Genomic DNA, 14,521 nt, shown 5'->3' on the forward strand with positions numbered 1-14,521 from the left:
ACAGTTTTTAAGAACAACTATAGAGCTAAGCTCAAGCGATTAGTTCTAAGTTCTAAGTTCTAAGTTCTAAGCTCAGGCTATTGCCAATAGTTTCTAGATTGGTGATCATTTTCCATCTCATGTCCAAAGATCTCTTCAAGCTCTTTACGAGCCTCTTTCGCTCTCTGAGCTAACTCGGCATCTTCGCTATGCTGAGGAAGCAACTCTTTGAGCATACCATTATCCAATTTCCTAAAATGTGCTTCTGCTCGCTTCGCTTTATATGGATGCATACCAAGTTCAGTCAATGTTTGACGACCTAAATCTAGAGCCCCAAGGAAAGTTTCACGAGAATAGTTGCTTACACCATGGTTAAGTAATTGATACGCTTCAACACGGCTTCGAGCACGCGCTAAGATCTTCAACTGCGGGAAATGCTGCTTACACAAATCCACGGTCTTCATGATTTCATCGGGAGAGTCGGTACACAGCACAATGGCTTCAGCCTTATCCGCTCCCGCAGCTCGTAATAGTTCAAGGTGAGTTGAGTCACCGTAGAATACCTTGTAGCCGAATTTTCTAAGGATATGGATTTGGCTTGCATCACTTTCAAGAACGGTGATACGAATCTTGTTGGCATACATTAGACGCCCAATGATCTGACCGAAACGACCAAAGCCCGCAATAATCACTCGAGGGCTACGATCGACCACATCCGAAGACATTGCGCTTTCACTGATTTGATTGAGTTGACGAGCAAAGAAACGATCTTGCAGCTTAAGCATCAATGGCGTGGTCACCATCGAAAGGCTCACAACAACCAGTAAGAACGACACTTGGTCACCACTTAGGATGCCTTGTGCACTCGCTGCGGTAAAAATAACGAAAGCGAATTCACCACCTTGGCTGAGAATCATCGCCATACGGCTGCGCGCTTTAGTTTGAGTGCCGAAGATACGAGCCAGCGTATACAGCACTAAGCCTTTCAATACGACCAGAGACGACACCGCGATCAATATTGCGAATGGACTTTCTGCCAGTAAACCTAGATTTACCGCCATACCCACAGAGATAAAGAACAGACCAAGCAGCAACCCTTTGAATGGGTCTATGGCGATTTCAAGCTCATGTCGATATTCACTTTCGGCCAGAAGTACGCCCGCTAAGAAAGTACCCAGAGCCATCGACAAACCTATCTGTTGCATGATCACGGCAATACCAATAACTAATAGCAGCGCTGCGACCGTGAACAGCTCACGTACGCCACTCATGACTACGTATCGGAACAGTGGCCTCAATAAGAAGTGACCACCGACAAGCAAACCAATCACACCACCTAGCATCCACAGCATGTCAGCCCAACTGCCGCCCGTATTACCCGCAAGTAGAGGCAACATCGCTAGCATTGGAATAACGGCAATATCTTGGAAAAGTAGTACTGCAAAGCCGGATTGCCCCGCTTCTTTTCCGCCAAGCTCTCGCTCTTCAATAACACGTAAGGCTATGGCTGTCGAAGACAGCGCCAAGCCCATACCTATCACCAGGCTGGTTTGCCACGTTAATCCAAATAGACAGGCGATGGCGGTAATAATCAAAGTGGTGATCAGCACTTGCGCGCCACCGAGTCCGAGAATAGGCGCCCTCATCTGCCACAGTTTTTTAGGGTTAAGCTCTAAGCCAATCAAGAAAAGCAGCAGCACCACCCCAAATTCGGAGAAGTGTAGAATCGCCTCTACATCACTGATTAAACCAAGCCCCCACGGGCCAATCGCCACGCCAGCTAATAGATAGCCGAGTACTGAACCTAAGCCAGCTCGCTGCGCGATAGGAACCGCAACCACAGCAGCCGCTAAAAATATAACGCTACTTTGTAGAAAATCATTAGTCAGAGCCATCATTCGCTCCTATATCTTGTAGCGGGTCTCGCAGCCAATTTCGATACGCTTCTGCGTGTTGGTAAAGCGTCATATCCGAAACATTTCTCGCCCAGTGTAAAACTAAGGGGGATATCCAGTGCATCTGACACAAAGCAGCGGTTAGCTCGAATGGTTGCAAGATCTCTTGTAATGGATATTTATTATAGCCTGCGGCGCCAAACGCCTCTTCTTTACCACCAGTAGTAATAACGCTGCGCCAGTGTTTGCCTTTAAGCGCACTCTGCTCACCGAATGCAAATCCTTTTCCTAACACACGATCAAACCACTCCTTCAATAACGAAGGACAGGAATACATAAACAGAGGATGCTGGAACACAATCACATCGTACTCTAGGAGTAAGTCATGCTCATAAGGCACATCGATAAAGAAGTCTGGGTAGATGGCGTAGAGATCGTGAATTTTGACATGACCGAGCGACTCGACCTTTTTAACCATCATTTGATTAGCAATAGAGGTGTGCGGCTCTGGGTGTGCGTAGATTATTAACACCTTTGGCACGGCTTTGTCTGTCGAGGGAGTATTACTCATTCCTTTGAAACATTCCTTTGAGGGCTAAACGGTGGCAAGGCCACAAGAATTTAAGCAAAAGTTATTAATATGTTATTGGCATCATAACGCAAATTGCATTGTGATCGACTTTTATCTGGTTTCAGCCTACTATGCAGGCGTCTGTTCACCTCTAATTTCTATGCTATTTCAATTATGATTACTTTCTCTGATATTCAATTGCTCCGCGGTGGTAAGCCACTCCTCGACCAAGCATCTGCGACTTTTCATCCTGGCGACAAGATCGGTTTGGTTGGTAAAAACGGCTGTGGTAAATCTACGCTGTTCGCCCTAATCAAGGACGAACTGTCTATTGATGCAGGCTCGTTCAGTAAACCAGCTCATTGGGAAATGGCTTGGGTTGCTCAAGAAACACCAGCATTAGAAAGAACAGCCATTGAATACGTGATTGATGGCGACCGTGAATACCGTGGCCTTGAAGATCAACTAGAGAAAGCGGAACAAGCCGACAACGGCACATTAGTCGCAGAGATCCACGGCAAGATTGAAACCATTGGTGGTTACAGCATCAAAGCACGTGCTGCCGAGTTATTGGATGGCCTAGGCTTTCGCCAAGAGCAAATGACATGGAACCTAACCCAGTTCTCGGGTGGTTGGCGTATGCGTTTGAACTTAGCGCAAGCCCTTCTATGTCGCAGTGACTTACTGCTACTCGATGAGCCTACCAACCACTTGGATTTAGACGCAGTAATGTGGCTAGAGCGTTGGTTACAAAACTACCCAGGCACACTGGTTCTTATCTCGCACGATAGAGACTTCTTAGATCCTATCGTCAACCGCATCGTGCATGTTGAAAACCAGCAGCTCAATGAATACACCGGTAACTACTCATCGTTTGAAACTCAACGAGCACAAAAGTTAATCCTGCAGCAGGCAATGTTCCAAAAGCAGCAGAAACAAATGTCTCACATGCAGAGCTACATTGACCGTTTCCGCTACAAAGCATCAAAGGCTCGCCAAGCGCAAAGCCGTATTAAAGCACTAGAGAAAATGGAACAAGTGCTGCCCGCTCAGTTTGATAATCCATTCAGCTTTGAGTTTAGAGAGCCAGACGCGCTACCAAATCCAATCATGATGATGGATGAAGTATCAGCGGGCTATGATGACAATCTGATTCTAGAGAAGATTCGCCTTAATCTAGTACCCGGCAGCCGAATTGGTCTGCTTGGTCGAAATGGTGCTGGTAAATCAACGCTAATCAAGCTGCTTTCAGGTGAACTGAAACAGCAAGGCGGTGAGCTGAGCTATTCGCAAGGCGTTAAGATGGGTTACTTCGCTCAGCATCAATTGGAGACGTTGCACCCAGAAGAAACGCCACTTCAGCACATGATGCAAATTGCGCCGAAACACACCGAGCAACAACTGCGTGACTACCTAGGTAGCTTTGGCTTCCAAGGTGAAAAAGCACTCGACAAGGTGGCGCCATTCTCGGGTGGTGAAAAAGCGCGTTTAGTATTAGCGCTACTGGTATGGCAAAAGCCGAACCTGTTGTTACTCGATGAACCAACCAACCACTTGGATCTCGACATGCGTCAGGCGTTGACCTTCGCCCTACAAACGTTTGAAGGCGCGATGGTTATCGTATCGCACGACCGCTACCTACTTCGTGCGACTACTGATGATTTATACCTTGTGCACGACCGTCAGGTGGCACCGTTTGATGGTGACTTAAGCGATTACTACAAGTGGCTAACCGAACAGCAGAAAGTTGAGCGCAAAGAAGCACAAGCATTGGCACCAGCAAAAGACGGAGCCAACAGTGCAGCAGCGAAAAAAGAGCAGAAACGTAAAGAAGCCGAGTTCCGTAAACTGACGGCACCACTTCGTAAAAAGCTGACTCAATTTGAAAAGCAGATGGATAAGTTAACGCTATCTCTCGAAGAAGCTGAGCAAGAATTATCCGACACTTCACTGTATGAAGCTGAAAATAAGGCTAAACTGAATAAAGTACTCGCTCTCCAAGCGAGCAGTAAGTCGCAGCTAGAAGAAGTTGAAATGGATTGGATGTCCACTCAAGAAGAGCTTGAGCAGATGGAACAGGATATGGATAGCTTATGAGCCCAGAGCACGCACCAATATCACTAACACTGGAACGACTATGGCAATTTAGCCTTCAGTATTACAGTGTGCGCGGTGTAAAGGATGCGTGCCTAGCTTTGCAAAACCAGTTCCACGGCAACGTCAATCTACTGCTGCTTCTCAAATGGCTCGATGAGCAGCAATTGTCTTTTGCCGAAGAAGAGTGGCACAAGGTACAACAGTGCTTAAGCCGCTCTGAAACCCTGCTTCATAGCTACCGAGAGCTGCGTAAGCACCTCAAACCTCAAGTCGTCGATTCCCTCTACCGTGAAGCTCTCCAATTTGAACTGCAGTTAGAGAAGCAACAGCAATCTGATCTCGTCGACTGCATTAATTCTCTTCAGCTTACGGCTAACCAGCAATCACCACTCGCTTTTCAATACTGTCGTTTATTAGGGGCTGAAAACCTCTACGACGCTTTTTCTGAACCAGCACCTCAACCCTAACGCGTTTCCTTTCTCTAATCTTCAATCAAGATCCAAGCTTACCTTGGTAGTATCGCTCTTCGTTTCCACACGGGAGTGGCGCGCATGACTAGCAATATGTTTGAAGCTCAATCTCGACAATATTCAACCAGTTACCTACACCCTGTTTTTGTAACCCGTATCAGTGAAACCCTTGCGCTTATACCGAGAATCAACCAAGCTCAAATAAAAACGTGGGCGTTTCGCTAAAAGCTCAACACTTTATCAAAGCCCATAAAAGAAGCATGGACTGTTTTTATGACAATATTTACCGCAGCCGCTGGTTTATCTAATCCGCACTTACAAACCTTAGTGCCACGATTTATTAGAAAGCAGGCATTGTTTGACCCTCAATGGCAAACCTTAGAAACACCCGACGGTGACTTTCTCGATCTTGCTTGGAGCGAATCGCCAGAGGGTGACACCCCAAGTAATGAGGCTCGAAGTAACAAGCCGATATTCGTTCTATTCCATGGCTTAGAGGGAAGCTTTGAAAGCCCTTATGCCAACGGACTGATGAATGCCTTTGCTAAAGATGGCTGGCTATCAGTGATGATGCACTTCAGAGGCTGCAGCGGAAAGCCCAATCGCTTGGCTCGCGCTTACCATTCAGGTGAAGTCGAAGATGCACGCTTTTTCCTAAGACATCTACACGCCCAGTTTCCCAATAACCCTAAGGTAGCGGTTGGTATCTCTTTGGGCGGTAACATGCTGGCGAACTATTTGGCTGAGTACGCGGACGACCCATTGCTGTCGGCGGCGACGATTGTCTCTGCACCTTTTGATCTGGCTTGTTGCTCTAGTCGTATTGAGCGAGGTTTCTCTAAGCTCTATAAAAAGTACCTGCTCAACTCTCTCAAATCGAATGCCTTGAAAAAGATTAAGCTGCTGCAAGAAAAGCTCGGTATCACCGCCGAAACCATTAAGAAGATAGACAAGCTGTATGAGTTTGATGAACGGATTACTGCGCCTCTGCACGGGTTCAAGAATGCTCAGGACTACTATGCTCAGTGCTCAGCGCTTCCAAAACTTAATAAGATTAAACTACCGACTCAGATCATCCATGCCAAAGACGATCCGTTTATGACAGACGACGTGATTCCAAAGTTCGTGTTGCCCGATAACATCGATTATCGCCTATTTCAAAAAGGCGGCCATGTGGGGTTCATTACCGGTAGCACGCTCAAACCAAGGTTTTGGTTAGAAGAAGCATTACCCGCCTACTATGAAAGTATTCAAGATTCAGCATAATGGCCGAGCCTTTTTTAAGGACTGAGTGGTAAACGTCACTAAACACAGTAATCAACACATCAATAAACCTATTTATGAACATAAAAGAGAGAAGTATTTATGATCATCCCATGGCAAGACATTGCGCCAGAAACACTGGAAAACCTCATTAAAGAATTCGTGCTGCGTGAAGGCACAGACTACGGCGACGTAGAGGTTTCACTGCAAAACAAGATTGATCAAGTGAAACATCAATTAGCCTCAAAGGAAGTCAGCATCGTGTTTTCTGAGCTGCATGAAACCGTTGATATTCAAGTCACAAAACGCTTCTAAGCTGCGCTCATAAAGGAGCCGTGTTATAGTGGTAAACGATTGCTAACAAGTAAGTTACTCAAAAGACAAGGGTTGTCATGTCCGCTAAACATCCAATTATTGCGGTGACGGGTTCATCAGGAGCCGGCACCACCACTACCTCAGAAGCCTTCCGAAAAATGTTCAATATGATGGACGTGAAGGCCGCTTGGGTTGAAGGGGATAGTTTCCATCGCTTCACTCGACCAGAGATGGACGTCGAGATCCGTAAGGCTCGCGAGCAAGGTAAGCACATCAGCTACTTTGGTCCACAAGCCAACGATTTTGGCGCATTAGAAGAGTTCTTCCGTCAATACGGTAATGAAGGCACGGGTAAAGTCCGTAGTTACCTACATACCTTCGATGAAGCCGTGCCTTACAATCAAATGCCGGGCACCTTTACGCCATGGCAAGAGATCCCAGAAAATTCCGATGTGATGTTCTACGAAGGTCTTCATGGTGGCGTGGTAGATGGCGACATCAATGTCTCACAACACGTCGACTTGCTGATCGGCATGGTGCCAATCGTCAACCTTGAGTGGATCCAAAAATTCGTTCGTGACACACGCGATCGTGGCCACTCACGCGAAGCAGTAATGGATTCTATTGTTCGCTCAATGGATGATTACCTTAATTACATCACCCCACAATTTTCACGTACTCACATCAACTTTCAGCGTGTTCCAACCGTAGATACATCGAATCCACTGAACGCTAAAGGGATTCCAAGTTTAGACGAAAGCTTCGTTGTTATACGTTTGCGTGGCATCAAAAACGTCGATTTCCCCTACCTTCTAGCTATGATAGATGGCTCATTTATGTCACGCCACAACACGCTTGTGGTGCCAGGCGGTAAGATGAGTTTTGCTATGGAGCTCATTGTAAGGCCCATCCTACAACAGCTCATCGAAACCGGAAAAATAGGTTAACAAGACACCATTCTGGTTGATTACTTTTCATACCGTGATCATGTGCACAATTTTGCGTAAAAAATCGTAGCTTGGTCACGATTAAAATCAAGAAATAGTACCTGAAAAAGGATACTATTCTTAAACGAAACACAAGATAGCTTGCAGCGCTCAACGAGTGCTCTTATCCTACAAGTCAATCCAGGCTTAGCTAAAATACGGAAAGCGGCAAGCATACCCTGCAGAGGAAGTAAGATATTATGGTTCTAGGTAAACCCCAAACCGATCCAACATTAGAGTGGTTCCTTTCACACTGTCATATTCATAAGTACCCTTCAAAAAGTACTTTGATTCATGCTGGTGAAAAGGCAGAAACCTTGTACTACATCGTTAAAGGTTCTGTGGCAGTTCTTATCAAAGACGAAGAAGGTAAGGAAATGATTCTTTCTTACCTAAACCAAGGTGACTTCATTGGTGAACTTGGCCTCTTCGAAGAAGACCAAGAGCGTACTGCATGGGTTCGTGCAAAATCTCCTTGTGAAGTGGCTGAAATTTCTTTCAAGAAATTCCGTCAACTTATCCAAGTGAACCCAGATATCCTAATGCGCCTTTCAGCGCAAATGGCAAACCGTCTACAAGTAACTAGCCAAAAGGTTGGTGACTTAGCGTTCCTTGACGTAACAGGTCGTATCGCTCAAACGCTACTTAACCTAGCGAAACAGCCAGATGCAATGACTCACCCTGACGGCATGCAAATCAAGATCACTCGTCAAGAGATTGGCCAGATTGTTGGTTGTTCTCGCGAGACAGTAGGCCGTATCTTGAAGATGCTAGAAGAGCAGAACCTAATTTCTGCACACGGTAAAACTATCGTGGTATACGGCACTCGTTAATCTCGATTAACTGAGCCAAAAATTTGAAAGCCACCAAATGCAAATTTGGTGGCTTTTTTGTTTTCTAAAGATCTAGAGAGCAGATGCGAATGGAGCACCTCCCGCGTCCAAGCGCAAACACTCTCAAAGCGAAGCGTACCCGCATCTTTAGGGTAAAGCCCGTGCTCGTATCTTTCTTTAACCGTTGGTGCTCTCAAAGATCTTGTCAGCCGATGCTGCAACAAATCCTGTATAAAGCTCACCATTCGCCATCGCATAACGCTTAGCGAACTCGTAGAAGCCACCAGGAATCACCTCATTGCCTTCAACAAATGAAACTGGGACTTTGTCTGCCATTGTAGATGATTGCTCTAATAAGACCTCTGGAGAGCCTTTAACCTGACCGCCAGATGCATTGATAGTGAAACCTGAATCACTCAAATAGTCATTCACAGTCTGTACTTCATCGAACTCATTAAGCTGATTCACACTCACCGTAAAGTGGTTGGCACCGTAACCATGAGCCGCTAGCCAAGACGCGTATTCACTCTCTTTTGCTAGCACTTGGAAATCCGCGAAGCTCAGATCCCAAAGGCGACCACCAAACAAGAACTCATGACCTTGAAGCTTGCTTACGTCCACTTGCTCAACCAACTTAGCAACGATCTGTTGTAAGTCACTTGAACACTCTTCTACCTTCAACTCACTAATGAACACTTTCGGTTGGTTTGGGTCTGGGTGCTCGTAGTGCTTAGCCACTAACTTCTTGCTCTCAAACAAGTAGTCGCCACACGCCTTGTAGCCTAATTCAAGGAAAGGCTTGGCCAGTGTTTCAATACCCAGAGGTGCAACATTGAAAGTACGCAGTGCAATATGATCATTAATCAAGGCTTCGTCTTCTTTCAGCAGATGATGAACTTTCTCAGCCGATGGGCAAAGCCTGTGAATGTAATCGTCCCATAGTGATTTAAAGAGTAGATCGGGCGTCATGGTGACTCCTTGTCAGAGGTTCTAGCAAGCTAGTAATTTGGATTAGAAAGGGAGAGGCTGGACACAGAGTCAGCAGCCATCAGCCTGTGACATACTTGTTCTATTATTATCTACCGCCCAATCGAGGTGTCGGACGTGGGTGAAAAGAGGAAGCGATAACACCGCTTCCTTATTACACAATCAATCTGTTACTCATGAACCTAGAGCTCATAAGCTTATGATTCATCAAGTTATAGCTTAAAAGCCAAAACTACAGCTCAATACCTGGGCTAAACGTAGCTGGCAGTTGAGTTTCACCACCTTCCATTGACGCCATTGGGTAAGCACAGTAGTCCGCCGCGTAGTAAGCACTTGGGCGTAGGTTGCCTGAAGCACCCGGGCCACCAAATGGTGCATCACCACTTGCGCCTGTTAGCTGGCGGTTACGGTTAACAATACCCGCACGGATATGGTCAACGAAGTATTCCCACTCTGAATCGTCTGTTGATACTAAACCGGCAGACAAACCAAAGCGCGTGTCATTAGCCAATTCAACGGCTTGCTCTAACGATTGGTAACGAACCACTTGCAACAATGGGCCGAAGTACTCTTCATCTGGCAACTCAGCAATGTTGGTTGCATCGATTATACCCGGAGAAACAAACGCCGCTTCGCCCGCTTTTGCTTCGACTAGGCTTACACCACCTAGTGATTGCAGATTAGCTTGTGCGTTCAGAATGAACTTAGCGGCCGTTTCAGAGATTTGTGGTCCCATGAAGGGTGCAGGTTCAGCGAATGGCTGATCAACACGAATTTTCAAGGTAGCCGCAACAAGCTTATCAAGCAGTTGTTCGCCCTTCTCGCCAACAGGTACATACAAGCGACGTGCACATGTACAACGTTGGCCTGCACTGATGAAGGCCGACTGGATAATGGTATAAACCGTCGCGTCAGCATCACCAAATTGGTCAGTGATCACCATAGGGTTGTTGCCGCCCATCTCTAGCGCTAACATCTTGCCCGGTTGACCTGCGAATTGACGGTGAAGGATATGACCAGTATTGGCACTGCCCGTGAATAGCACGCCATCAAGACCTTTAGCATCCGCCAGTGCGATACCAGTTTCTTTAGCGCCTTGCACTAGGTTAATCACGCCAGCTGGAAGGCCTGCTTCTTGCCACAGTTTCATCGCAAACTCACCCGTCCAAGGTGTCTGCTCTGACGGCTTAAATACCACGGTATTACCCGATAGCAGTGCCGGAACAATATGACCGTTAGGTAGGTGACCAGGGAAGTTGTAAGGACCAAATACCGCCATTACGCCTAATGGGCGATGACGCAGTACGATTTGGTTGCCTGCGGCTTCACGTGAAGCTTCACCCGTACGTTCGTGGTAAGCACGAATAGAGATAGCGATTTTACCCGCCATCGCACCCGCTTCAGTGCGAGTTTCCCAAATCGGTTTACCCGTCTCTTTTGCAATAATCTGTGCAATTTCTTCGCTGTTCTCTTTTACCTTCTCAGCAAAGTTCAACACGATCGCTTCACGCTCTGCAAAGCTCATCTTTTTCCATACTAAGAAAGCGTCACGCGCCGCTGCTACTGCAGATTCAACCTGTGCTGGAGTTGCACTATCGCCTTGCCACACGACTTCATTATTGTATGGGCTTACTGATGTCATGGCGTCGCCTTGACCTGCTACCCACTGTCCTGCTATCCACTGAGTCATACTTCTATCCTTAAAATCTTCGACAGATAATCGCCGCTCTTATTGAGCCAACATGCGAACGAATTCGCCTTCTTTTACTTCAAGAGCGCTTGCTACTTCAGATGATAAAATCACTGTGTCGCTAGCTTGGTCATACGCGCCTTTCGCGGCTACTGCGCGGAAGTTCTCAAACGAGGTATTACCAATTAGGAAGTCTTTAGAGCTTGAATGCTCTGCAATTGTCACTTGAGCTCGAATCGCATGACGCACTGATTCGATATTTCTTAGATCACACTCAACCGTTGGGCCCCCATCAAAGATGTCGACATAGCCACGGTTGGTGAAACCTTCACGTTCCAGCAACTTAAGTGCAGGGCGCGTATTGTCATGAACCACTCCAATTACTGCCTGAGCTTCTTTACTCAGTAGGTTCACATAGATAGGTAACTTCGGCATTAGGTCAGCAATGAAGCCTTTCTTACCAATACCCGTTAGATAATCAGCGAGCGTAAAATCAATCGAGAAGAAATGCTCTTGCAGCCATTTCCAGAAAGGAGAGTTACCTTCTGCATCTGATACGCCACGCATCTCAGCAAAAATCGTTTTCGAGAAACGCTCAGGGTGTTCTGACATGATCAAGAAGCGACACTTAGACATCAAACGACCATTCAATCCACCACGGAAAGCAGGACGTAAGAACAGTGTGCAGATTTCACTGCATCCGGTGTAGTTATTGCCGAAAGTCAGTAGCTTCACGACGTTATTCACGCCAAGCTTTTGCGATGAATGAACCACTTTGCTGATGTGGTAAGAGTAAAACGGGACATCCCAGCCGATTGAAGCTTCGATACCCGTAGTGCCCGCAACTTCACCGGTTTCGGTATCAAAGCCAACCATTAGGTAGCCTTCATCACCAGGTTCAGTCACGTCTTGTTTAGCAAAGCTGTATTCAGAATGAGTAATACGGTTGGTTAACAGTTCTTCGTTAACCGGAAGAGATGTGAATCCGTGACCAGATTCAACCGCGCAGGTATGCAACGCATCGTAATCAGATAATTTTATTGGGCGAACAACTAGCATCAATATTCCCTCCAGATGCAAAACAGGCCCAAAACGAGAATCTTGGGCCTTTAGCAGTACGTCATGGGATCGCTCTAATGGCGATCATTCCTATGACGCCGCTCAGGCTAAACTAGCGTAGCGATTGCTTTGTCTAGTTTTGATAAACCTTCTTCAATTTCTTGTGTAGTGATAACCAGTGATGGTGTGAAACGAACCACGTTTGCACCCGCAACCAGTACCATCAAGCCTTGTTCGCCTGCTGCTACTAATACATCACGAGCACGACCTTGCCATGCTTCATTAAGTGCAGCACCTAGCAATAAGCCTTTACCGCGAACTTCACTGAATATTTGGTATTTGTCGTTAATCTTAGCTAAACCATCACGGAACATAGCTTCGCGTTCTTTCACGCCAGCCAACGTTTCAGGTTGGCTTACTACGTCAACAACTGCTTCAGCAACGGCACACGCCAGTGGGTTACCACCGTAAGTAGAACCGTGCGTACCGACTTTTAGGTGTGTCGCGAGTTCGGTGGTCGTTAGCATTGCGCCGATTGGGAAACCGCCACCTAGTGATTTCGCTGTGCTTAGAATATCAGGTGTCACTCCTAGGCCTTGGTAAGCGTAAAAGTTACCCGTACGGCCATTACCCGTTTGCACTTCATCAAAGATAAGCAGTGCATTGTGTTTGTCACACAGTTCACGAACTGTGTTCACGAACTCAGATGTTGGAGAGATGATACCGCCCTCGCCTTGTAGAGGTTCCATCATGATTGCACATGTGCGATCTGAGATGTGCGCTTCTAGCGCGGCAATATCGTTGTAAGGCAGGTGAGTTACATCGCCCGGTTTAGGACCGAAGCCATCAGAGTAAGCCTCTTGACCACCCACGGTTACGGTAAAGAAAGTACGACCGTGGAAACCTTGTTTGAATGCAATGATTTCAGATTTCTCAGGACCGTGAACATCCGCTGCCCAACGACGAGCTAGCTTCAATGCAGCTTCGTTCGCTTCTGCACCAGAGTTGGCAAAGAATACTTTTTCTGCAAAACATACGTCTGTTAGCTTCTTCGCTAGACGTAATGCAGGTTCATTGGTCATTACATTACTTAAATGCCAAATCTTGTTTGCTTGCTCAGTAACTGCGTTAACCATTGCTGGGTGACAGTGACCCAAACAGCTCACAGCGATACCACCAGCAAAGTCGATATACTCTCGGCCTTGTTGGTCCCAAACGCGTGCGCCTTCCCCTTTTACCGGGATCATTTCCATTGGGTTATAACAAGGCACCATCACCTCATTAAACAGACTACGTTCTACTTTTTTTTCCACTGTCATCGTACATTCCTTTTCGATACCGCAAGCTTCGCAAATAAGCGTACTGGTTCATAAGTGAGACAAAGATATTTTCTCTCGCCATAATCCCGCTGCAGCATTATATTTACATTTAATTAACGTTTTCAATAGTAGATTATTCTTTAGCTATCCCTAACAACCAGCTAAACGTCACTACCTATGACTATTTATGCATCAATTAATCTGTTTTATGAAGCTTTTTTTACCTAAACGCATAACCTGCAACGGCAAAGCCTTACTGGCATTGCGGTATATTGGGTTCGAGACGAAATAAGGCGAATAATTTTGCATAGGCTAAAAACTTAGCCTTAAGAGGGAGAAATGTTATAAAAAGTGATCAGCGTCAGAGGAGTAAGAGACGCGTAGCGCCCGAATTTAAACGCTTAACGAATGGGCTAACAGGTTTAACTGGCTTATTTAGACGGAGAAAGGGTCAAATTTAAACACTCAACGCGCTAAGAAGTTAGCGAGAAGCTGGTGTCCTTGCTCTGTTTTAATCGACTCAGGGTGAAATTGCACCGCATCAATCGGCAAGGTTTTGTGTTGATACCCCATGATCTCATCCATGCTGCCATCTTCAAATTCCGTCCAAGAGGTCAATTCAAAGCAGTCAGGCAGCGTGCCATTTTTCACCACTAGAGAATGGTAACGTGTCACAGTTAGAGGGTTATTAAGCCCTTGAAAAACGCTCTTGCCATTGTGGCGTATTGGAGAGGTTTTACCGTGCATCACTTGTCTGGCTCGCACTACTTCACCACCAAACACTTGAGCGATGGCTTGATGACCAAGACACACACCTAAAATCGGCAGTTTACCCACGAAGTGTTCAATGACTTGCAGAGAGATTCCCGCATCATCAGGCGTACAAGGACCTGGCGAGATAACTAGATGGCTAGGATTCAGCGCTTCAATACCGACAATATCAATCTCATCGTTGCGAACAACTTTTACAGTGACCCCTAACTCACAGAAATACTGATACAAGTTATAGGTAAAAGAGTCGTAGTTATCGATGATAAGTAACATGGGTCGAAATCGT

General features: G+C 46.3%; 13 protein-coding genes. 6 read left to right on the forward strand and 7 right to left on the reverse strand.

The window, feature by feature from the left end:
• Positions 1-77 precede the first annotated feature (77 nt).
• Both kefB and kefG read right to left on the reverse strand, forming a co-directional pair.
• Entirely contained in the window at positions 78-1,874 is a 1,797-nt protein-coding gene (gene kefB / locus AC3CH4_RS13950; RefSeq protein WP_004729644.1) for a glutathione-regulated potassium-efflux system protein KefB, read from the reverse strand.
• Positions 1,861-2,445 carry a glutathione-regulated potassium-efflux system ancillary protein KefG gene (gene kefG, locus AC3CH4_RS13955; protein WP_004729645.1) on the reverse strand — a complete coding sequence of 195 codons (585 nt, stop codon included), beginning with the start codon at positions 2,443-2,445 and terminating at the stop codon, positions 1,861-1,863. The genes kefB and kefG overlap by 14 nt, the downstream gene beginning before the upstream one ends.
• A 174-nt stretch (positions 2,446-2,619) precedes the next feature.
• Here kefG and AC3CH4_RS13960 point away from each other — a divergent pair, with 174 nt between their 5' ends.
• From AC3CH4_RS13960 to crp, 6 genes are all read left to right on the forward strand, one after another.
• On the forward strand, positions 2,620-4,542 hold the full coding sequence (locus tag AC3CH4_RS13960; protein WP_004729646.1) for an ABC transporter ATP-binding protein: 1,923 nt from the start codon (positions 2,620-2,622) through the stop codon (positions 4,540-4,542).
• On the forward strand, positions 4,539-5,009 hold the full coding sequence (locus tag AC3CH4_RS13965) for a TIGR02444 family protein (protein ID WP_004729647.1): 471 nt from the start codon (positions 4,539-4,541) through the stop codon (positions 5,007-5,009). The genes AC3CH4_RS13960 and AC3CH4_RS13965 overlap by 4 nt, the downstream gene beginning before the upstream one ends.
• Positions 5,010-5,285: 276 nt before the next feature.
• Positions 5,286-6,278, forward strand: a complete 993-nt coding sequence (locus tag AC3CH4_RS13970) for a hydrolase (RefSeq protein WP_017095847.1) — start codon at positions 5,286-5,288, stop codon at positions 6,276-6,278.
• 99 nt (positions 6,279-6,377) lie between these two features.
• A complete protein-coding gene (locus AC3CH4_RS13975) occupies positions 6,378-6,590 on the forward strand; it encodes a YheU family protein (protein WP_004729649.1) in 213 nt (70 codons plus the stop codon).
• Positions 6,591-6,667: 77 nt separating this feature from the next.
• Entirely contained in the window at positions 6,668-7,537 is an 870-nt protein-coding gene (locus AC3CH4_RS13980; RefSeq protein ID WP_004729650.1) for a phosphoribulokinase, read from the forward strand.
• A gap of 239 nt (positions 7,538-7,776) precedes the next feature.
• A complete protein-coding gene (gene crp / locus AC3CH4_RS13985) occupies positions 7,777-8,409 on the forward strand; it encodes a cAMP-activated global transcriptional regulator CRP (RefSeq protein ID WP_004729651.1) in 633 nt (210 codons plus the stop codon).
• Positions 8,410-8,586: 177 nt separating this feature from the next.
• Here crp and AC3CH4_RS13990 read toward each other — a convergent pair whose 3' ends face one another.
• The 5 genes from AC3CH4_RS13990 to AC3CH4_RS14010 all read right to left on the reverse strand — a co-directional run bounded on the left by AC3CH4_RS13990 (position 8,587) and on the right by AC3CH4_RS14010 (position 14,508).
• Positions 8,587-9,378: a DUF1338 domain-containing protein gene (locus AC3CH4_RS13990; RefSeq protein WP_171308874.1), complete on the reverse strand. Its 792-nt coding sequence runs from the start codon at positions 9,376-9,378 to the stop codon at positions 8,587-8,589.
• Positions 9,379-9,628: 250 nt separating this feature from the next.
• Complete coding sequence (astD, locus tag AC3CH4_RS13995) at positions 9,629-11,086, reverse strand: succinylglutamate-semialdehyde dehydrogenase (protein ID WP_171316617.1); 1,458 nt, start codon at positions 11,084-11,086, stop codon at positions 9,629-9,631.
• A 39-nt stretch (positions 11,087-11,125) separates the two neighbouring features.
• Positions 11,126-12,145, reverse strand: a complete 1,020-nt coding sequence (astA, locus tag AC3CH4_RS14000) for an arginine N-succinyltransferase (RefSeq protein ID WP_065207399.1) — start codon at positions 12,143-12,145, stop codon at positions 11,126-11,128.
• 107 nt (positions 12,146-12,252) lie between these two features.
• A complete protein-coding gene (locus AC3CH4_RS14005; RefSeq protein ID WP_004729655.1) occupies positions 12,253-13,464 on the reverse strand; it encodes an aspartate aminotransferase family protein in 1,212 nt (403 codons plus the stop codon).
• A 465-nt stretch (positions 13,465-13,929) separates the two neighbouring features.
• Complete coding sequence (locus tag AC3CH4_RS14010; RefSeq protein WP_004729656.1) at positions 13,930-14,508, reverse strand: aminodeoxychorismate/anthranilate synthase component II; 579 nt, start codon at positions 14,506-14,508, stop codon at positions 13,930-13,932.
• Positions 14,509-14,521 lie beyond the last annotated feature (13 nt).

The sequence above is a fragment of the Vibrio sp. QJM3NY_26 genome (assembly GCF_057786005.1).